The following is a 19,427-nucleotide window of genomic DNA, read 5'->3' as shown; positions in this document are numbered from 1 at the left end:
TTATGGATTACACATATCACAATACATGGGGTCTTCAAATTTCTTATTGTGAGGATAAAGCGCTTCTTTTATATAGCTGCACTTACTGCAAGAGTAAACATATTTTAATACGGATGCAGTAGGATACCTGCACTGCCCACAGGGCAGGCCGGGTTCTGCTGCGGTGATATCAAAGCCGGGAGTACCGCATTGCGGACAGAGCGAACTTATTTTAGCAACCAGCTTTTCAGCGGCAGTAGCAATAACCTCCATACGGGTGGGGTTATGCATGGCCCGCATATCGGTTTCTATATAAGCACTGCCGTTTTGCGCCAGCAGGCTGTCAAACAGCGGATAAAGCAAGTCAGGATCAGTAATCCCTTTTACCATTCCCTCTGTGCTTTGCTGTGCCTTTTTAAGTATTACTCCATGCGAAGGAAACTTTACACGGTTTAAAAAAGCATCCAGTTCTTCCCTGCTCTTAATTTCTGATGCATTAAAGTTTGTATGCAAGGAAAGTTCCCTTGCGTAGATTTCGAGCCCGTTTTTCCTGTCGGTAAACAGTACCAGCTCATCATCGGCAGGAGCCATAAATATGGCAGGGTGCGGCCCGAAAGATCCTTCGCTTGCCACGGCAAGGTCACAGCCGTATAAGTCCATTGCTTCATTACATTTTTTGCGTGCCGTAATAATGGTATCGTCTTTACGCTCTGTTTCGCCCGAAAACGTGCCTAATGTATCCGTATCATACTTATCAGCAACAATACACTTAACGCCCAGCGCCTTTTCAAAAAGCGGGGCGAGTACCTGTTCTTTGCGGTGTTTTGTTACAATAAGCAGTGTGCGGTTGCTAAACATCAGCTAACAATGATTTCGGCTTTTATCGATACAGTAGCATCGCTGCCAAGGGTGGCAAGGTGTTGCAAAAACCTTTCTTTTTCCTGCATAAGCTCTTCCCTGCGCTTAACAGAATGCTCATCGGGTGTACCTTTTTTAATTTCGTGGCTAAAGCTTAACCTGTTATGAAATTGTATTTTATATTCCAATAGGCTCGATACCACCTCTCTGGCATCGTTTACTGAAAAATCTCCTTCTATGAGTTTATAATTATTTTCCATTAGTGGTTACATTTTTAAATATTAAACAACAACCAAGAATCAGCAAAGCGGGCTTTAACTCTGCTGCCAGCGGGTTAAAAGAGGGCAGCAGCAAAGCTGCCGCCCCAATAAAAAAAGAAATCAAAACTAACAACCCACTTTCTGTTACTTTTATTTGTTTACTGGCCCTGCCCAAGAGAGTAAGCATCTTTTCCATCGAACTGGTACAGGTTTTCAGTTTTTACCACATCTATATTTTTATTATCTGCCTCGCCAAGCAGCCTGATAATATCCTGCTTGCTGATGTTCTCGCCGTTCTTGTTTTTAAAGCGGCAACGCCAGTGGTCTGTACAGAAAGTTTCTTCAAAACCTTCCGGCCAAACTTTAATACCCCTGTTGGTTATCATGGTCAGTTTAACATCTTCGCTCTCAATCGGCTTTAGCATTGCTGCAAGCTCATCAGGATTAGTACCTCCCCAGTGCACGAACAGGTCGGCTCCCTTAAGGTCTTTTTTGGCAGGCTGCCTGCGCACATACTTAGGCAGTTTTATGCTGTCGCCCACTTTATAGCTCACAGGCTTTAACTGGTTTGGTTTACCTCCCAGGTTAGCTATTACAGCTTCGGCAAACTCTTTTGTGCCAACCAGCTTTGTGCTTGTGCCTTCTTTATACAGGTCATAAGTATGTATGCCTTCCTCTATTGTTTTAAGCCAAGCGTTCTGTACCTTCTCGGCAACCTCAGGCTGGCCAATGTGGTTAAGCATCATAATTGCACCCTGCAGCAAGCCTGAAGGGTTTGCCATGTTTTGTCCTGCCCTTCTTGGTGCAGAGCCGTGTATTGCCTCGAACATGGCACACTCCTCGCCTATGTTTGAAGAACCCGCCAAACCAACAGAACCCGCAATTTGAGCCGCAATGTCAGACAGTACATCGCCATACAGGTTAGGCATTACAATTACATCAAAAGCCTCGGGCGTATCGCTCATTTTGGCTGCGCCTATATCTATAATCCAGTGCTCGTTCTCTATTTCAGGATATTCTTTTGCTATCTCATCAAAAACCTGGTGAAACAAACCATCTGTCTGCTTCATGATGTTGTCTTTTGTAAAACAGGTAACTTTTTTACGGCCGTACTGCTTTGCATATTCAAAAGCGTAGCGTACTATTTTTTCGCAGCCGGGTCTGCTTATAAGCTTAAGGCACTGCACCACCTCATCCGTCTGCTGGTGCTCTATACCGGCATAAAGGTCTTCTTCATTTTCACGGATAATTACCAAATCCATGTCAGGGTGCTTGGTTTTCACAAATGGTGAAAGACTCATGCATGGGCGAACGTTTGCATACAGCCCCAAAAATTTACGGGTTGTAACGTTAAGGCTTTTATAGCCTCCGCCCTGTGGCGTGGTTATAGGCGCTTTAAGGAAAACTTTGTTTCTCCTTATCACATCCCAGGATTCTTTGGCAATACCCGCGGTATTACCGGATAAATAAACTTTTTCTCCTACTTCAATCTCTTCAATTTCAATCTGGGCTCCGGCGGCCATAATTATGCTTAAAGTTGCATCCATAATTTCCGGGCCAATGCCGTCTCCTTTTGCTACAGTAATTTTTTTCTTACTCATTATTGAAAATTTTTTGATTTGTACAGGGACAAAGTTAAAGGGCGATGTTCATAAATTTTTATTTATATTTGATATAGTAATCATTAAATATTTTTATGAATTATACACTAAACCAGTTGCAGATTTTCCTGAAAATAGCTGAAACACTTAGCATTACAAAAGCGGCTGAAGAACTGCACCTTACTCAACCGGCAGTTTCTATACAGCTAAAAAATTTTCAGGCGCAGTTTGATATGCCGCTGACGGAGATTGTTGGAAGAAAAATTTATATAACCGAATTCGGAAAAGAAATCGCTGCTTCTGCCGAAAGGATAATAGAACAGGTTTATGCCATTAACTATAAAACGGCTGCCTATAAAGGGTTACTTACGGGGAGTATAAAAATATCTGTAGTATCAACCGGTAAATATGTAATGCCTTATTTTCTTTCGGATTTCCTGAAACTGCACCCTGAGGTAGAACTGGTAATGGATGTTACCAATAAACGTGATGTTGTAGAAAGCCTCAGCCGTAACGATGTCGATTTTTCACTGGTGTCGGTATTGCCGCCCAAGCTGGAAATTGAGAAAATGGAACTCCTTAAAAACAAGCTATATCTTGTAGGTAATACCGAGCGGGCTTTTCCTGAAGAGAACACTACTACTATTTTTAAAGACCTTCCGCTTATTTTCAGGGAAGATGGCTCAGGCACGCTGCAAACCATGATGAACTATCTTAGCCGCAACAATATACGCTTTCTTAAAAAGATGGAACTAAAATCGAACGAGGCGGTTAAGCAGGCCATTATTTCCGGTATGGGTTATTCAGTTATGCCGCTTATAGGCTTACGTAACGAATTGCTGAATAAAGACCTGCAGATTATTAATGTAAAAGGATTACCCATTACCACACAATGGACGCTTATATGGATGAAGGGCAAGAACCATTCGCCTGCCGCTGCTGCCTACCTTGAATATCTTAACGAACATACCCAACGTATTATAGCCGATAAATTTAACTGGTATGAGCAGTATTAATTTTTACTTATTGTAACAAACTTTACAGGTTTGCTACTTATTCAGTAGTATATTTATAGTATGTTTTCAGTTAAAAGTATTTATAAATATGGCAATAGTGACATACGCCTCTCTAACGTACAACAGTTTGAGGGTACAACGACTTTTACACCTTTCTCTGCAAAGTTTGTAATAGCAGGCAAAGAGGTTTATCATTCAGGACGCAAAAAAACAGAGGTTACCGGAAACATGTACCTTTTAGGTAATGCAGCGGCAGAATCATCTATAACCATAGACAGCTATATACCCGTAAAAGGAATTTGCATAGACCTTGCTCCGGAACTTATAGATGAAGTGGCTGGTTATCATTTTAATCATAATGTAAACAGCTTTACTTTAAAGGGTAAAGAAGCTTATACAAAATATAATGCTGCCGGTACCAATCTGGGCATTGCATTCAGCCGCCTCCAGCCGTTATTAAACCATACTGCTACAAAAACGGAAGAACTGTTTTATATGCTTGCAGAATGCATGCTGAAAGACCGCATGGATATTTACACCCGCATTAACAGACTTGATGCAGTAAAAGAGGAAACCAGGCTAAGGCTGTATAGTTTTATAAATGACGCACGTAATTATATCGACAGCCATTTTCTAGAAGATATAACACTACACACACTTGCCGGAGAAGCAAATATCTCAAGCTACCATTTTATTCGGCTGTTCAAGAAAACATTCGGGCTTTCACCCTATCAGTACATCCTTAAAAAGCGGCTTTCTTTTGCCGATGAGTTACTTAAAGGAGGCAGCAGCGTTACTGATACTGCCTACCTTTCAGGCTTTGCCGATATTGCCAGCTTTAGCAAAGCATATAAAAAACAATATGGTTTGGCGCCAACTTTCCGGTTTAAACAAATTAGCAATTTTTGACAAATAAACACTCTCAGGCATCTGTACTTTTACATCGATAATATTTATGTATTATGATGTATAACAGATTTTTACACATTGCTTTTATCCTCTTTGGGTGCTACAAGCTTATATTTAGCGATGAAAAAGAGGATGCCCTCATTTATTTTGGAATTGCTCCTGCTTTTGATCCTTTTGATACCAAACAGGCATGGGGTGAAAAGCCATTATGGCAAAAGGCTATATTACTTTTAGAAGTTATAACCGCAATGACACTGATTGTTTTATCCCTGCTCAACTTTTTCAAATAAACCATAACAAACCATGATAAAGAAATTATTTATATTATTATTTTTAGCATCCTGCAACTTGTTGGCTGCACAGCAACTGCAATGGAAAAAACTTGATACAGAACCTTATGCCGGAAAGCAGGATGATATATGTTTTATCAACAAAAATGAAGGCTGGTATGTAAACGGTTATGGCAAAATATTTAAAACCACTAACGGTGGCCAAACCTGGCAGAAAGTACTGGAACAGAAAGGCTCCTTTTTCAGGACTATTGCCTTTATAGACAATAAAACAGGTTTTGCAGGAACAGTGGGTACTGATTATTTCCCTAATGTTACCGATACAATACCATTGTATAAAACTATTGATGGCGGCCAAACATGGAAACCTGTAGCCTATAAAGGCCCCTATGTAAAGGGACTGTGTGCAATAGATATTGTAAAGGAACAGTATATTAACCACGGTAAAATAGATTATAAGTACCATGTTTATGCTGTTGGCCGTGTGGGCAGCCCTGCTAACATTATGATATCGCATGACGGAGGCGAGACATGGACATCTAAAAGCCTTGACGATTACTGCAAAATGTTGTTTGATATTAAAATGTTTGATAAAAATAACGGTATCGCCTGTGCTGCCAGCAATGCTGACATCACACAATCTAACGCGCTTATATTAAAAACAACTGACGGTGGGTTGACATGGAAAAAAGTGTACCAGTCGGAAAGGCCTTTTGAAACTACCTGGAAGGTATCATTCCCAACACCCCAAACAGGTTATGTTACCATACAATCGTATAACCCTAACCCTGATGTGAAACAGCAGCGTGTTGCCAAAACTACTGATGGCGGCAACACATGGCAGGAAATAAACCTTGTGGAAGATGCCGGGGCACGGGAGTTTGGTGTAGGGTTTATAGACGAAAATCACGGATATGTGGGAACAATGAGAAGCGGTTATGAAACACTTGATGGCGGCAAAACATGGAAACCCATAGATTTGGGCACTGCCTGCAACAAAATAAGGATATACAGAGAAGGTAAGGAAATATACGGATACTCTATTGGTGTAAATGTTTTTAAGTTAGAGGAGTAAACTTCAGTGTGTGTAAATTAGTTTAGTTAGTATACAGCAATAGCGACTGCTATTGCTGTATTTATTTATGCATACAAACTAAATTTTAACCAGATTTTTAGCTACCTTTCCCAAATGCAACAACAGCCAAACCATTGATTATAAAATTGGTATAACATGAAGGAATTTCTTGAGGCACACATAAGGAAACGGCTGGGTGAAAATCCGGAGAATCTTGATTTTGTATTAGGCCATTTTGAACCTTTAACTGTTGCTAAAAATGAGCTGATACTTACAAGCGGAAAAACATGTAGCCATATCTATTTTATTGTTAGCGGCTGCCTGCAGGTGTTTGTTCATGATGATGATATGAATGAAAACATCAGGGATTTAATTATAGAAGACAACTGGTGCAGCGAACTGCACAGCTTACCACCGGAAACCCTGCTAATGAAAATATCAAGGCTATTGAACCATGCCAGCTATTGTGCATCAGTAAAGATAACTTTGCATTACTGGTGCAAAAAGTGCAGCAATTTAATGTTGCTTATCAGCAGATCCTAGAACAGTCATATCTAAACTCGGTTTACAGGATAAATACATTTGTTTCAATGAGCGCGCTGGAGCGGCTTAAATGGCTGATGCAAAACCGCCCTTATCTTTTAAACCGGATTTCAAGTAAAACACTCGCCTCATATCTCGGTATCAATAAAGATGTTTTCAGCAGGCTGAAATCCAAACTGTAAAGTGTAGACTTTTGTCATCTTTTTTGGTTTAAGGTTTATGCAATTTTGCTATATAAACTTTAAACTCTTGTAACGATGAAAGAATTTATCCTGATTTTCAGAAATGCGAGCGCCGACAACGGTTATCTGGCAAAGCCCGAAGACATGGCAGCAGAGATGCCCCAATGGCAAGCCTGGATAGGCAATATTGCCCTGCAGGGCAAACTAATATCTACAGCGCCTGTACAGTATGATGCAACAGTAATTCATCATAATGGTGAAATTACCAACACACCCCATAAAGAAGCGAACACCGTATTAGTTTCAGGTTACCTGATATGCAAGGCAGAAAATATAGAAGAAGCCCAAAGCTGGGCTAAAGACTGCCCGATACTCAAATATCCGGAAAGCAACGTAGAGATAAGGCCTCTTATACAATTCCCTTTAAATTAAGGTATAATGGAACGTGTCTTAAAACTGGGGAGGTATATATTTCCGTTATCCTTCCTGATATACGTAGGCCTGCATATATTCAAACCGGATGTTGGTGCTGATTTTGTTCCCGATTATCTGCCGTTTCCATACTTTTGGAACTATTTTACGATGGTTTGCATCCTTGCATTTATAGTAAGTGCGGTTACAGCAAAATATGATAAGCTTGCCTATACATTGATGGCGCTTTATGTATTGCTGATGGCATTACTGGTACACCTGCCACGGGCTACCGGGCTGGAAAGCATTACTACTGCCATGACAGGAAATACTGCAAAAGAACAGGAACTCGAAATGGTTAATTTCTTCAGGAACATACTGGTTTTTGGAGCTTTGCTCGGCTTTGCAGCATATGTTGCCAAAGACAAAAGGTATTTTAAAAATTAAAAAGAGTGCCTCAATTATTTAGCATGCCTATCTAAATTGAGGCAACCCTTTATTTATTATACAGAAATATTTTTACCGCTATAAAACAATCGCAGGAGCTTAAATAACTGGTATGCCGCAAGCGCAATAAAAATAAATGGATAGGTATATTGCAGGACGGAAGGGCTTATAATTTTTTCGGGAACTGCGCTTAGTAAAAAAACCAGCGTCAGCATACCCAAAAAGGTACCCGTAACTGCACCGGCAACAAAATAGTGTTTGAGCTTAGCCGTAAAATCTACCGATTTATTGCTTAAAAGATATAAGTTCCATCCTGCCCAAAACGGTACTTGTGCAAAATTGAGAGCGTTGAGTACTAAGCCCGTCAAAAAAGGTATTACAATTATTTTTGCCGGGGCATACTCATCATTTTGGTAGTTTTGCGATGAAGGCCAGTAAAAGAAAGCCAGTAACAAAAGGAATATTATACTTGCAATACCAAGCTTTTTAATGAGTCCGCTTTTTAAACCTATGTCTTTCAGCAGGTACAGTATGCCATAAAGGTAAAAGGCTTCAGCCAAAAGGATACCGCAGAGGTATTCTGTAAGTGCAAAAGCTCCGTACTCTTTATATATACCGTAACCTATAACATTAAGATACCCTAATGGCATCGAGCCAATAAAACTGACCATAAAGCCTGCCATACTATTTTTAAGCTTCGGCTTCATAGCTTTTCATACTGTTTTACAAGCCTTTTGTGCTGCCTGTATTGCTCCACCCCTTCAGAAAAGGAAAGGTAAGGTATGCCCCTACGATTGTTTTGTGAGCTTATTTCAAACATATAGCCAATATGCCTTATGAGTTCTTTCCATGCGAAGAAAATACTATGTTCAGGGTCGTAAATGTGAGTGGGCTCGCTCGCGGCCCCGTTAACTTCTACAACACTAAAGTTTATACCACCTTCAAGCTCCTGCCAGCTATTAAACATAACATCAAACCTACCGAAGTAAAAATCGGGCATTTGCAGAGCAATAGCATTAATTACATCGTTCAGCTTATCTGAAATAAGGTGGCTTGCATCGGTAAATTTTGCGCCGCGACAATGGTTGCCTAATGGTACAAGGTTAACCTTCTCACCTGTTTGTGGTATCTGGTTTAGCCTCCACCCCATTTCTTTCATAAGCGTGTTCAACTGCATTTCAAAACGTGGGTCTTTTTTTATGAGTTGCATAATAGTAGATGCACCATCGCCTGTAACTGTAAGCAGCTCTTTGGCAACAATACCTGTAATCCTTCCCCTGTCTTCGCCCGGAAAACGCACAAAAAATATCCCTGCCTCATTAGGATAAGGTATAAATTCCTGCACAAGATAGTCAAACCTTGCTTTTTGGTGGTAGGCTTCTAATACCGCTTCATTGTCAGCTTTTTTTACAGCGCTGCCCCTTAGCCCCATATCGGGCTTTGCAATAACGGGGTAAACTATTTTTTCCAGACTCAGCAATTGTTTTACTTCGCTAAAAACAGCATTTGCAGGAATTAGTACTGTATTAGGATAGCAGCCCGCAGGCATTTGGTTGTATATCTGCATTTTGCTATCCATAATAAAACCACCGTTGCGCATGGCAGGGTTGGCTGCATTAAAGAAAAACAGGTTACGCGCTTTTAATGAATACCAGGCCCAGATAAAAAAAACAGGAAAATACAGCGCCCAAAAAGGCCAATATTCCCAATGCCGTATTTTATGTATAAAGAGTCTCAAATTTTAAACTGATATAAATGTTTTGGTATAACTATGATCTTCAATCAGGTCTGTATATTCAAAATCTACTTTATTGGCTTCTATAACAGTCTGTGTTATACTGAGCGTAACAGGTCCTTCGGCGCGGTTTATAACAAGTCCATTCCGTTTATCCTCTGCATTGGTAAATTGGTGAAAATCCCTTACCAAAGCCGGGCTAATATCTTTTACCGAAGCAAGAAATTCGTGAAACCATGTTTCGCGTTGCTGCCTTACTTTATCATTATATAATGTAGCCGATGACCATATATAACTTTTATCCGCATTTAGAACATAGACCTCTTTTATATGTCCGTCCCAGCGCAGCTGAAATAAATCTCCTTTTTCATACAAAACAATGGTGAAAGGCTCGATATCTGTAAGGTTTAAAATTTTCCAATAAGCAAATGGCGAGGGTTTACTTATAATCTCTAAAACAATAAGCCCCCTGCTTTTGCGGTACTGTGCCTTTAGCTCATGCTTACCGGCTGCCCCGTTGAGCAACACCACTACATTGGCAAACTCATCAATTGCATACCATGTGCCTCCTGACTGAGGGTCTTTCGGGAAAAATATTTTTTTGTTATTTATAAGTGCGCTTTGTGGCATTAACAACGGCTGGCGCTCCCGCCTTTCATCGCGGTTAGAAGTAATGATTACTTTACTATTTGCCCTTACAAAACTAACCGTGCACATTTTTCCTGTATTCTAAAGTTGAAGGAGCCACACCAAAATCTTCTGATATCGCAATATCTTTAATATTGATCAGTGCTACCTTTATTAATGCCTGATGGTGTATGGTATGATCAAAATTATACAGGAGTTCCCTGTAATAATTACTTTCAAACTCCATAATGCTGCCGCCAACCATTTGCCGGAGTATCAGCTTTTTATTCTGTTTTAATAAAGCGACTGATACAACATCGATACGATCTGATGCAGCTGTTTTACTACTTTGCAGGGTTTTATCGCGTTTACGGTCGTCATAATTTACTACACCTTCATCATAGCGGCTCAGCAGGCATTCATATAGTTCTATAATATGCCTTATGTGTTCGCCTACAGATGCCCCTCCTAATTCTGTTACGGGCATAGTATAAAATTCATCGGTCATTTGCTGCAGGAGCACCGAAAGTTGCGAAAGATTGTGTGTAACAGACTGGAAAAGCATACTTATTTTTTTATTTTAAAGATAGTGAGTAATTTATTCTTATTTACGTAAACCAGCACAGCACAGCAAAAGAAAGTTATAAGCGCCAGCGCAAACAGCTCTCCGCCGTCACCCTGCACCGATATTCCAAGGATAAATAAATGTGCCATTATTGCCCCTGCCATAGTTCCTGCCCCGGCAAGTGCACCAAAAAGGGTATATCTTGGTATTAAAATTAAAATAGCAGCTATAAGTTCTATAATACCCGAGGCTATCCTGCCGAAAGGCTCTGCACCAAGCGTACTGAAAATGTAGATACTTTCGGGTGCACCGCTAAATTTAAAGAAAAGGGTTTGCAATAGTATTATGGCTGCTGTAAGCCTTAATACCCAAATAAAGATATTTTTCATGGTGCAGGTTAGTTATCGGTGATTTTTTTCCAGTTAGCATCTGCCTTTTTTTTCAGGTTCTTCTCGTCCTTATTCCATCTTTTCAGTGTGTTATTAAAGTAGGCATTGTAAAACAGGTACAGCTTGCCATCAATTATTTTAAAGGTCTCCGGGTCTATTTCTACCTTTTCGCCGTTGCTGCCCATAGCATAGGCACACCACCCTCCATATTGTGGCTCATATTGAGCAGGGTTCTTTACAAATGCATCTTTATTAGCTTTAGATGAAAAATAATAAAAAACGCCATTGTGTGTAACGGTAATTTCTTTTTTACCTTTTACAGCTTTGCCCGCAGTAAAATATGCAACCGGGTCATAGCCCTGTATGGCTAATTTGTTTTCCAGGTTATAATGCTTAACATCCTTGTTTTGTGCTTCGGCAGCACAGGCACATAAAAATGCCACGATTAAAAAAATATACTTTTTCATTTTATAAATAGTTTAAAGTGTGAGAATTATTCTTGTGATACCGCAGGCCAGTTGGCTTCGGCTTTTTTAATACGGGCATCTTTATTTTTTTGCCATTCTTCCCTTACCCCAAGACTGTAATTTAGGTAGAGTACGCCATTATATACTGTAAAGGCTTTCGGGTCTACAGATGCTTTATACCCTTCGGACATACCATAGGCACACCAGCCGCCAAAACGTGGCAGGTACTTTTCAGGATTCTCTCTAAACAGCTTGCGGTTAGCTTCAGTAGCAAAAAGATAGGTCGCCCCTTCGTGTTCAAAAGAAATGTCTTTATTGCCTTTGCGGGCTGTATTTTCTGTAAAATAAGCGACAACATCATAACCTGAAACCGCTATACCGTGCTTATCGGTATTTACTTTTTGTTGGGCTGCAACCGGCAGTGCTGCAAGCAGGAGCATTAGTGCAATTAATTTTTTCATGTTTTTTAAAATTTATAGTTATAAGAAATGGTTAGTACTAAACCCCTTGTAAGCCCGTCAGGGCGTTCTTCGCGTACCACAAAAGGTGTAGCCGCCAAAAGCTCTATGCTGTTTCTATTATCAGCACTGTATGTAAGTTCCAAAGCCCCGTTTACTGTTAATCCCTCTGAACCATATATATCCTGTCTGTTACCGAAAATATCTTCATAGGTATCTTCACCCAAATGATAAATAAATAATGCAGATGGCCTTACATTAAACCTGCCTGTGTTGTAATTATATTCCGCTTTAAGCAGCGCATCAGGCTTACGTTCGAAAAGGTTGGTCGTATTAAAATCATCAGTTCCTGAAAATTCAGCTATGTAGGAGTTTTTATTGATGTTTACTACGGGGTATTGCACGGAAGCAGAAAGGCTTAAAGAAGCATATACATAATTTAGCCCCGCAAGCGCATCAAAAGTGCCGAGGCTTGCCTGATAGTCCATCGGTAAGGAGAATCCGTTTATTTTGAGGTTAGACTGTGTAAACGGAAACTTAGCGCCAAAATTTACTATCCAACGGCTCAGTTCTTTCTGTTTAAATGTGTAAGCAGCGGTTGCAAAAGCATCTCCAAACTGCCCACGGGTACCAAAACTACCATCAGCTTGAGAATAAGTAACCCTGCCGTTTAAAGTCCATTTCGGGTTTACAATCCTTGTGTAAGACAACGCTCCGGTTAAATAAGTTACATCTGCATCTCCTACGCCATAACCCGGACTTATCGTAATAATATTTTTAAACGTTTCATTATCATGCACGTAACTGTCTAAAGAGCAGATACCGGCATCACTACAACCCTGAGCAAAAACCGCTACCGATTGTAAAACCATAAAAACAAATAACAGGAATAAGCGTTTCATAATTACTGTATTGGTTGTAATGGTGCATAAGCAAACAGGTGGTTGTATTGCTGGCAGTGTATAAGCACATGGGAATAATCTGAAACATTTACTGCCTGCGGGATGGTATAAACATTATTAGCATTAAAGTTACCGAGGTTTACAAACTGTTGCGGATAAGCAGCCGTAGAAAGGTACACTTTAAGGTCAGGGCCGTTTGATACGTTTAAATCTTCAAAATCGAGCCTATGTGCGCCGTTTTCAAGATAAATCTTCACTTTACCAGTTGCATTAATACCAGAAGTGGGTTCAAAGCTGCCTTCAAACAACGGAGTGGCAGTTTCATCTATTGCAACGGGTGGAAGCGACCCTGTGAGTTCGCCCTCTTCTTCACATGATATGAGGGTGAATATACATGCAAATAAAAAAACAGCTTTTTTCATATCATCCGGTTTAATGATACAAAGCTATTTCATCGGCAAACAGCAATTTGTCGGCTACTTTACATCCGGTATAAAAAAGTCAGTAAAATTGATTTTAATGTACAGTAAAGCAGAATGCATGGACACAATCATTAACCTGCCATTTTTTCAAAAGCGGTAAAATCATTGATTATTATTTGCTTACGGGTATAAGTAATAAACTGTTTTTCTTCCAGCTCATTAAGCAGTTGTGTGGCTGTCTGCCTTGAGGTGCATATAATCTGGGCAATATCATTTTGGGTAAGGTAGTTTTCTATATATACTTTATCCCCTTCGGCCCTGCCCTCTTTTTTTGCCCAGTCTTTTATAAACATCAGCAGCCTTGCCTTAGCATCTTTAGAGATAAGATTAGAGTAATTATTTTTCCATTTCAGCATACGCAGCCCTACAAATTTTGTATAAGACAGGGCAAGTTCAGGGTGTTTCAGCAATAGGTTCTCAAAATCCGAGAGCAGGAAGCTGCAAATTATTATCTCATCGGTAAGCGCCTGTGCATATTCATAACTCTCACTGTCTGTTTCAAGGGTAAGCTCCCCGAAAAGGTCGCCTTTCTGGATAATATCTTTAATCATTTCCTTACCCGACTTATCCACCGAAACAATTTTTATGTTTCCTTTTTTCAGGAAAAAGATCCGGGGCACATCTGTAGAGGAAAAATAAATAATATCGCCCTTGCCGGCCTTTTTATAGCCGGTTATTATGCATAACTGCTTTATCTGCGAAAAGCTGAGTGTCCTGAAAAGCTTATGGTCTCTCAGGTACCAGAATTTTAAATCGGCTGACATAAAAATGCTTTTACCAAAAATAGCAACAAATACATTTATTTAATATTAAATGTAAAATTTCCGATTAAAAATATGTTAATTATTGGTTGAGAGATGTTTCTGTAGAATTATTTAGAGCTATAAACAAAAAAGAGCTGTCTCAAAAGTGTCATTCTGAACTAAGCGATAGCGAGTGAAGAATCTTAAATGATTGATTTCTTTAAGATTCCTCCTATCGTCGGAATGACAAAATGCTGATAAAAGCACTTGAGACAGCCCCTTTCTTTATTATATCAGGGCATTGTTACAGGCCCGCTCCACCGGGAAATACCACCGGCAAGATTATAAGTATTTTTAAAGCCAAGCTCGTTCATTATGTTGCACGCCTGCCCGCTACGCGCGCCTGCGGCACAATACACATAATAGTTCTTATCTTTATCAAGCTCTTCTACCTGGTAAATAAAGCCCTGCCCTTTATAAATATCAATATTAATTGCACCGGGTATAATACCACGGTTCCATTCGTCTTCGGTGCGCACATCCAGTATCACGGCATTTTCATCCTGCTGTGCCTGCTCCCACCATTCGTTTTGAGATAAATCCATTTAAAATTTCTTATTTATGCTTTAATAGAGCAGCCAATGGCCTTTGTTTCCTTTACAGGGGCTTCTTTGCCTTTAAGTAATGCATTAACAGCATCTTCGGCATACTTAACCTTTACAGCAGATGCATCTTCATAATTATCATCAATAGCACCTATGTATTTAACCACGTTGCCTTTTGTAGTTTTTTGCAGAATGTAAACGTGGGGCGTTTTAGTAGCGCCATACTGAGGGTATATTTTTTGCCCTTCATCCAATAGGTACGGAAATGTAAACTTCTTTTCTTTGGCACGCTCCTGCATTTTCTCAAAGCTGTCGTCTTTTTGCTTAGCAGGATTGTTAGGGTTAATAGCCACTACCGGGTAACCCAGTTTTTTATATTTCTTGTCAAGAGCTATAATCCTGTCTTCATACGCCTGGGCATAAGGGCAATGGTTACAGGTAAAAATCACGATATAGCCTTTGGCGTCTTTCATATCTTTTAAAGATACTTTTTTACCGTCAATGTTTTTAAGGCTGAAATCGGTAGCCACATCGCCAACCTTATAACCTGCGGCAGGTTTGGCAATGGTAAAAGCTGCAAGCAGGCCTGCTGCTATAAAAAGTCCTAAAAATTTTACTGCTTTCATTTTTATATACTTATGATTAATTGTTTCTGATTTACTATTTGATAAGGCTTACCTCTTTTTCAAGCTCTTCATAGCTAAAAGACTTTTCAAAAAACCTGCGGGTGTCCCTGTTATAAATTAGTGTGGCAGGTATGGCACCACTCCAGGTTGAATCTACTTTGGGTATCCACGAGTTAGCATCCGGGTCGCGCAGATACAGCACTTCACTTTTAAGCTGGTTTTCTTTAATAAAAGGCAACAACTTGTTCTCAACCATCTTAGGCATATCAAGGCTCACCAGTATTACCTTTACTTTATCATCTTTATACTTTGCGTTGAGTTTTTCAAAATGCGGAAGCTCTTCTACGCAGGGCACACACCACGTTGCCCAGAAATTAACTACATAGGTAGTATCGTTATCCTTAGTCAGGAAATACTCAAGCCCGGAGTAGTCATATGATTTTACACTTATGCCATTTTTCTTATAAACCTTCATTGGTTTTGGCGCTGGTTCTTCAGTAGCTGATCCCTCCTCGCCTTTGCAGGCAGCAAAGCCAAGCATCAACAATACCAAAGCTGCTCTTTTTATATAATGCGTCATTTTTATGTTTTATATTCTGCATGATAAAATTAACCAAAAAATGAGCGCTAAAAAATTTTAAATATTTTTTAACAATACATTTGTATATACAACTATAAAATACATTACATTTGTACATACAAATTTTGTATTTACAATTATGAAAATTGAAGATGCTATAAAATCAACAACGGAAATGCCAATAGGCAAAAAGACGCTGTTGAATATAACATACACACAAAACATATTGTCTGAAAGCTTTAATGAACTGCTTAAGCCTTATGACCTTTCTCCTGAGCAATTTAATGTATTGCGCATTTTGCGCGGGCAAAAAGGCAAACCTGCCAATATGTGTGTAATACAGGAACGTATGATTGCAAAGACCAGCAATACCACAAGGCTGGTTGATAAGCTGTTGCTTAAAGACCTTGTAATACGTGAGGTGTGTACTGCCAACAGGCGCAAAATGGATATTACCATTACGGAAAAAGGACTTGCCCTGCTGAAAGAGCTTGACCCTAAAGTTGAAGCGCATGAAAACAGCTATGCGGCTAATCTTGATACTGACGAACTACATTTATTAAATAACCTCCTTGAAAAATACAGGGGATAATTAAAACCAAAAAAATTTATGACTGATTTTATTGAAAGCCTTAACTGGCGCTATGCCACAAAAAAATATGACGCTTCTAAAAAAGTAAGTAATAACGACCTTGAAACACTAAAAGAAGCGGTTCAGCTAAGTGTGTCTTCTGCCGGGTTACAGCCATACAAGGTTATAGTGGTAGAAAGTGACGAAGCCAAAAAGAAACTTGCCGAAGGTGCCATGGGTAATAATAAGAACGTTTTTACAGATGCTTCTCACCTGTTCATATTTGCTGTGGAGAAAAACCTGGGCGATGAGCATGTTGAGGACTATATGGACAATATAAGCGAGACACGTAATGTAGAAAAAGAAAGCCTGAAAGATTTTGAGGGCATGATTAAAGGTTCTATTGACAGCCGGAATGATAAGGAAAATGAATCATGGGCAGGTAAACAGGCCTATATAGCACTATCTAACCTTATTAATGCAGCAGCTGTCCTTAAAATAGACAGCACCCCTATGGAAGGCTTTGACGGTGAGAAGATAGATGAGATCCTTAACCTGAATGAAAAAGGACTTACCACATCTGTAATTGCTGCAGTGGGGTACCGCCACAGCGAAGATAACTTCCAGAACCTTAAAAAGGTTAGGAAACCCAAACAAGAACTATTTATCACTATTTAATTCAATACCTAAATTAATTTTAACACGTTAAAACAATGAAAAACTTAAAATCAATTGCACTTGCACTGGTAGTTGCCCTTGGCACTATAACCGCTTCGGCTCAGGACAAAAAAATCAACACTGCCAAAAGCGAAATCGAATGGGTAGGTAAAAAAGTTACCGGAGAGCACAGTGGTACCATCGACTTTAAAGATGGCGTACTTAAGTTTAAAAACAACAAACTTACAGGCGGCAGCTTTACCGTTAACATGAACTCTATTGAAGTAACCGACCTTAAAGCCGGTGAAGGTAAAGAAAAACTTGAAGGCCACCTTAAAGCAGCCGATTTCTTCGGTACTGATAAATATGGCACTTCTACCCTTGTGTTTACTTCTGTAAAGCCTAAAAGCGGTAATGTTTATACCGTAACTGCCGACCTAACCATTAAAGGCATAACCAAACCTGTAACTTTTGACCTTACTGTAAACAAGAACTCTGCTACCACATCTTTTAAAGTAGACAGGACTAAGTATGGTATTGAGTATAAATCAGGCAGTATTTTTGACGGACTTGGTGACAATGTAATTTATGATGACTTTGAACTGACAGTAAACCTTCAGTTTTAATTTCCGAATTTTAAGTTGAAATATAAGCCCACCGCAAGCGGTGGGCTTTATTGTTATATATAACTGATTTTAAAACAGACCTTCTACTGAAAGGTAACGCTCACCCGTGTCATAATTAAATGTAAGCACAGTTGCACCCTCGGGTATATCAGCTATTTTCTTATTCAGTGCCGCTAAAGATGCCCCTGTAGATATACCGGCCAATATACCTTCTTTAGCAGCAAGCTGGCGGGCATAGTCAAAGGCTTCATCCCTGCTAACGGTTATAACACCATCTATCAGGCTGCTCTCATAAATTGAAGGTACAAACCCTGCGCCAATGCCCTGCAACGGATGCGGGCCCGGGTCGCCCCCGCTCAATACGGGTGATGCTTCCGGCTCTACTGCAAATACCTTCAGGTTAGGGAACTTTTCTTTTAATACAGCAGCAACACCTGTTATGTGCCCCCCGGTACCCACACCTGTTATCATATAATCTATCCCATCCGGAAAGTCAGCGAGAATTTCTTGGGCGGTAGTACGTTTGTGTATCTCAACGTTAGCATTGTTATCAAACTGGCTTGGCGACCATGCATTTGGTGTATTTGCAGTAAGCTCTGCAGCCTTTTCTATCGCACCTTTCATACCTTTCTCGCGTGGTGTAAGTTCAAACTCTGCACCGTAAATAGACATCAGCTTTCTGCGCTCAACACTCATAGATTCGGGCATCACCAAAATAAGCTTATAGCCTTTAACAGCAGCAACTAAGGCAAGCCCTATGCCTGTATTGCCAGACGTAGGTTCTATTATAACGCTATCAGGCTTTAGCAAACCTTTGGCCTCTGCATCTTCTATCATTGCCAGCGCAATACGGTCTTTAATACTACTGCCGGGGTTGTTGCGTTCCAGTTTAATCCATACATTATGGTTGCCAAAAAGTTTATTGATCTTTACATGCGGCGTTTTGCCTATGGCTTCTAAAATTGAATTTGCTTTCATATGTATTCAGATAATTATATTACAAAGTTTAAAGGTTCAGGAAAGGTTTCACGGGTTTTTATGGCTACCTCGCTTTTATGATACACCAGCGAGTGCGGCGGAACGGAGTGGGTTATCCATACGTTCCCTCCTAAAACAGAGTCGTCGCCTATAGCCGTATTACCACCCAGTATAGTGGCATTGGCATATATGGTTACATTATTGCCAATAGTAGGTTGCCGCTTTACAGAGGCATCCGCTTTGCTCACACTTAGCGCACCGAGCGTTACACCCTGATACATTTTTACATCGTTACCTATAACGGTTGTTTCGCCAATAACAATACCGGTACCGTGGTCTATAAAAAACCGCTCGCCTATTTGTGCCCCCGGGTGTATATCAATCCCCGTTTTACTGTGCACATATTCGCTCATCATGCGTGGCAGCACAGGCACAGCATTTAGCCATAGCTCATGCGCTATCCGATAAACGGCAATGGCAAAAAATCCCGGATAGGTAAGCAATACTTCCGTCCTGCTCTTTGCAGCAGGGTCAAACTCAAAAATAGCTTTTAAGTCATCTTCAAGTTTTTGATGAAGCACAATGGTTTTCTCATTCAGTAAACGGATGAGAATGCTTACTTTATCTTCTGGATAACCCGAAAGCTCAAGCTGCTCTCTCAAAATACCTTCGAGGGTTTTCTGTTTCGCTTCAAAATAGCTGTAATCGCAGTATTTACTGCCAATACAAAAAAGCCATTCAAAAAAGTCTTCTATCCAAGCGGCCATTGCTTCTTTATCAGGAAGATTGGCCTGCTGCTTTTTGTTAGCTGTGTACACGGGATGTTGCATAATTTGTGATTATAA

At 40.0% G+C, this 19,427-nt stretch carries 29 protein-coding genes; 10 read left to right on the top strand and 19 right to left on the bottom strand.

All coding sequences use genetic code 11. From position 1 onward, the window contains the following. The 4 genes from KJK34_RS01010 to KJK34_RS00995 are packed head-to-tail and all read right to left on the bottom strand — an operon-like array spanning position 1 to position 2,698. Positions 1–837, bottom strand: coding sequence for a DUF6671 family protein (locus tag KJK34_RS01010; protein WP_223051984.1), 837 nt, complete (start codon positions 835–837; stop codon positions 1–3). Continuing rightward, a complete protein-coding gene (locus tag KJK34_RS01005; RefSeq protein ID WP_223051983.1) occupies positions 837–1,097 on the bottom strand; it encodes a hypothetical protein in 261 nt (86 codons plus the stop codon). The genes KJK34_RS01010 and KJK34_RS01005 overlap by 1 nt, the downstream gene beginning before the upstream one ends. After that, positions 1,087–1,293, bottom strand: coding sequence for a hypothetical protein (locus KJK34_RS01000; protein ID WP_223051982.1), 207 nt, complete (start codon positions 1,291–1,293; stop codon positions 1,087–1,089). The genes KJK34_RS01005 and KJK34_RS01000 overlap by 11 nt, the downstream gene beginning before the upstream one ends. After that, positions 1,256–2,698, bottom strand: a complete 1,443-nt coding sequence (locus KJK34_RS00995) for an NADP-dependent isocitrate dehydrogenase (RefSeq protein ID WP_223051981.1) — start codon at positions 2,696–2,698, stop codon at positions 1,256–1,258. The genes KJK34_RS01000 and KJK34_RS00995 overlap by 38 nt, the downstream gene beginning before the upstream one ends. Before the next feature lie 95 nt (positions 2,699–2,793). Here KJK34_RS00995 and KJK34_RS00990 point away from each other — a divergent pair, with 95 nt between their 5' ends. The 7 genes from KJK34_RS00990 (at position 2,794) to KJK34_RS00960 (ending at position 7,571) form a co-directional block, all read left to right on the top strand. Beyond that, complete coding sequence (locus KJK34_RS00990; RefSeq protein WP_223051980.1) at positions 2,794–3,714, top strand: LysR family transcriptional regulator; 921 nt, start codon at positions 2,794–2,796, stop codon at positions 3,712–3,714. Between the two features lie 60 nt (positions 3,715–3,774). Beyond that, on the top strand, positions 3,775–4,623 hold the full coding sequence (locus tag KJK34_RS00985) for a helix-turn-helix domain-containing protein (protein ID WP_223051979.1): 849 nt from the start codon (positions 3,775–3,777) through the stop codon (positions 4,621–4,623). Between the two features lie 53 nt (positions 4,624–4,676). After that, positions 4,677–4,913, top strand: a complete 237-nt coding sequence (locus tag KJK34_RS00980) for a hypothetical protein (protein ID WP_223051978.1) — start codon at positions 4,677–4,679, stop codon at positions 4,911–4,913. 13 nt (positions 4,914–4,926) lie between these two features. Continuing rightward, positions 4,927–5,988: a WD40/YVTN/BNR-like repeat-containing protein gene (locus KJK34_RS00975; protein WP_223051977.1), complete on the top strand. Its 1,062-nt coding sequence runs from the start codon at positions 4,927–4,929 to the stop codon at positions 5,986–5,988. Positions 5,989–6,144: 156 nt separating this feature from the next. Beyond that, positions 6,145–6,531 (top strand): Crp/Fnr family transcriptional regulator, encoded by a 387-nt coding sequence (locus KJK34_RS00970; protein WP_223051976.1) that lies wholly within the window; start codon positions 6,145–6,147, stop codon positions 6,529–6,531. Positions 6,532–6,788: 257 nt separating this feature from the next. Next, positions 6,789–7,145: a YciI family protein gene (locus tag KJK34_RS00965; RefSeq protein ID WP_223051975.1), complete on the top strand. Its 357-nt coding sequence runs from the start codon at positions 6,789–6,791 to the stop codon at positions 7,143–7,145. A 6-nt stretch (positions 7,146–7,151) separates the two neighbouring features. After that, entirely contained in the window at positions 7,152–7,571 is a 420-nt protein-coding gene (locus KJK34_RS00960) for a hypothetical protein (protein ID WP_223051974.1), read from the top strand. 56 nt (positions 7,572–7,627) lie between these two features. Here the strand turns inward: KJK34_RS00960 and KJK34_RS00955 are convergent, their stop codons facing one another. The 13 genes from KJK34_RS00955 to KJK34_RS00895 form a co-directional block, all read right to left on the bottom strand. Continuing rightward, a complete protein-coding gene (locus KJK34_RS00955) occupies positions 7,628–8,278 on the bottom strand; it encodes a hypothetical protein (protein ID WP_223051973.1) in 651 nt (216 codons plus the stop codon). Then, positions 8,275–9,309, bottom strand: a complete 1,035-nt coding sequence (locus KJK34_RS00950) for a D-alanine--D-alanine ligase (protein WP_223051972.1) — start codon at positions 9,307–9,309, stop codon at positions 8,275–8,277. Before KJK34_RS00950 ends, KJK34_RS00955 begins: the two co-directional genes overlap by 4 nt. 3 nt (positions 9,310–9,312) lie before the next feature. Further along, positions 9,313–10,023, bottom strand: a complete 711-nt coding sequence (locus KJK34_RS00945; protein ID WP_223051971.1) for an NRDE family protein — start codon at positions 10,021–10,023, stop codon at positions 9,313–9,315. Then, complete coding sequence (locus tag KJK34_RS00940; protein WP_223051970.1) at positions 10,010–10,498, bottom strand: DinB family protein; 489 nt, start codon at positions 10,496–10,498, stop codon at positions 10,010–10,012. The genes KJK34_RS00945 and KJK34_RS00940 overlap by 14 nt, the downstream gene beginning before the upstream one ends. A 2-nt stretch (positions 10,499–10,500) precedes the next feature. After that, on the bottom strand, positions 10,501–10,887 hold the full coding sequence (locus KJK34_RS00935; RefSeq protein WP_223051969.1) for a DoxX family membrane protein: 387 nt from the start codon (positions 10,885–10,887) through the stop codon (positions 10,501–10,503). Positions 10,888–10,895: 8 nt separating this feature from the next. After that, positions 10,896–11,354, bottom strand: a complete 459-nt coding sequence (locus KJK34_RS00930) for a YHS domain-containing (seleno)protein (protein ID WP_223051968.1) — start codon at positions 11,352–11,354, stop codon at positions 10,896–10,898. Between the two features lie 26 nt (positions 11,355–11,380). Then, the gene (locus KJK34_RS00925; protein ID WP_223051967.1) at positions 11,381–11,815 is read right to left on the bottom strand and encodes a YHS domain-containing (seleno)protein; all 435 of its coding nucleotides are present in this window, start codon (positions 11,813–11,815) and stop codon (positions 11,381–11,383) included. Positions 11,816–11,820: 5 nt separating this feature from the next. Beyond that, on the bottom strand, positions 11,821–12,714 hold the full coding sequence (locus KJK34_RS00920) for a hypothetical protein (RefSeq protein WP_223051966.1): 894 nt from the start codon (positions 12,712–12,714) through the stop codon (positions 11,821–11,823). Between the two features lie 2 nt (positions 12,715–12,716). After that, positions 12,717–13,136 carry a DM13 domain-containing protein gene (locus KJK34_RS00915; RefSeq protein ID WP_223051965.1) on the bottom strand — a complete coding sequence of 140 codons (420 nt, stop codon included), beginning with the start codon at positions 13,134–13,136 and terminating at the stop codon, positions 12,717–12,719. Positions 13,137–13,267: 131 nt separating this feature from the next. Next, a complete protein-coding gene (locus tag KJK34_RS00910) occupies positions 13,268–13,960 on the bottom strand; it encodes a Crp/Fnr family transcriptional regulator (protein WP_223051964.1) in 693 nt (230 codons plus the stop codon). Between the two features lie 272 nt (positions 13,961–14,232). Beyond that, positions 14,233–14,544 carry a rhodanese-like domain-containing protein gene (locus KJK34_RS00905; RefSeq protein ID WP_223051963.1) on the bottom strand — a complete coding sequence of 104 codons (312 nt, stop codon included), beginning with the start codon at positions 14,542–14,544 and terminating at the stop codon, positions 14,233–14,235. 14 nt (positions 14,545–14,558) lie between these two features. Continuing rightward, positions 14,559–15,170, bottom strand: coding sequence for a thioredoxin family protein (locus tag KJK34_RS00900; RefSeq protein ID WP_223051962.1), 612 nt, complete (start codon positions 15,168–15,170; stop codon positions 14,559–14,561). 34 nt (positions 15,171–15,204) lie between these two features. Further along, a complete protein-coding gene (locus tag KJK34_RS00895; protein WP_223051961.1) occupies positions 15,205–15,750 on the bottom strand; it encodes a TlpA disulfide reductase family protein in 546 nt (181 codons plus the stop codon). A 139-nt stretch (positions 15,751–15,889) separates the two neighbouring features. On the opposite strand from KJK34_RS00895, the gene KJK34_RS00890 reads away from it, so the two are divergent. Genes KJK34_RS00890 through KJK34_RS00880 form a run of 3 tightly spaced genes read left to right on the top strand, consistent with a single transcriptional unit; the run spans position 15,890 to position 17,604 of the window. Beyond that, a complete protein-coding gene (locus tag KJK34_RS00890; protein ID WP_223051960.1) occupies positions 15,890–16,342 on the top strand; it encodes a MarR family winged helix-turn-helix transcriptional regulator in 453 nt (150 codons plus the stop codon). Positions 16,343–16,360: 18 nt separating this feature from the next. Next, complete coding sequence (locus KJK34_RS00885; protein ID WP_223051959.1) at positions 16,361–16,999, top strand: NAD(P)H-dependent oxidoreductase; 639 nt, start codon at positions 16,361–16,363, stop codon at positions 16,997–16,999. A 35-nt stretch (positions 17,000–17,034) separates the two neighbouring features. Next, entirely contained in the window at positions 17,035–17,604 is a 570-nt protein-coding gene (locus KJK34_RS00880) for a YceI family protein (RefSeq protein WP_223051958.1), read from the top strand. Positions 17,605–17,673: 69 nt separating this feature from the next. On the opposite strand, the gene cysK is transcribed toward KJK34_RS00880, so the two are convergent. Both cysK and epsC read right to left on the bottom strand, forming a co-directional pair. Beyond that, positions 17,674–18,582 (bottom strand): cysteine synthase A, encoded by a 909-nt coding sequence (cysK, locus tag KJK34_RS00875; protein ID WP_223051957.1) that lies wholly within the window; start codon positions 18,580–18,582, stop codon positions 17,674–17,676. Positions 18,583–18,596: 14 nt separating this feature from the next. Beyond that, a complete protein-coding gene (epsC, locus tag KJK34_RS00870; RefSeq protein WP_223051956.1) occupies positions 18,597–19,412 on the bottom strand; it encodes a serine O-acetyltransferase EpsC in 816 nt (271 codons plus the stop codon). Positions 19,413–19,427: the final 15 nt, after the last annotated feature.

Source organism: Flavobacterium coralii, assembly GCF_019891545.1.
Lineage (GTDB): Bacteria > Bacteroidota > Bacteroidia > Flavobacteriales > Flavobacteriaceae > Flavobacterium > Flavobacterium coralii.
This window is presented reverse-complemented; position numbering and strand designations above follow the sequence as displayed.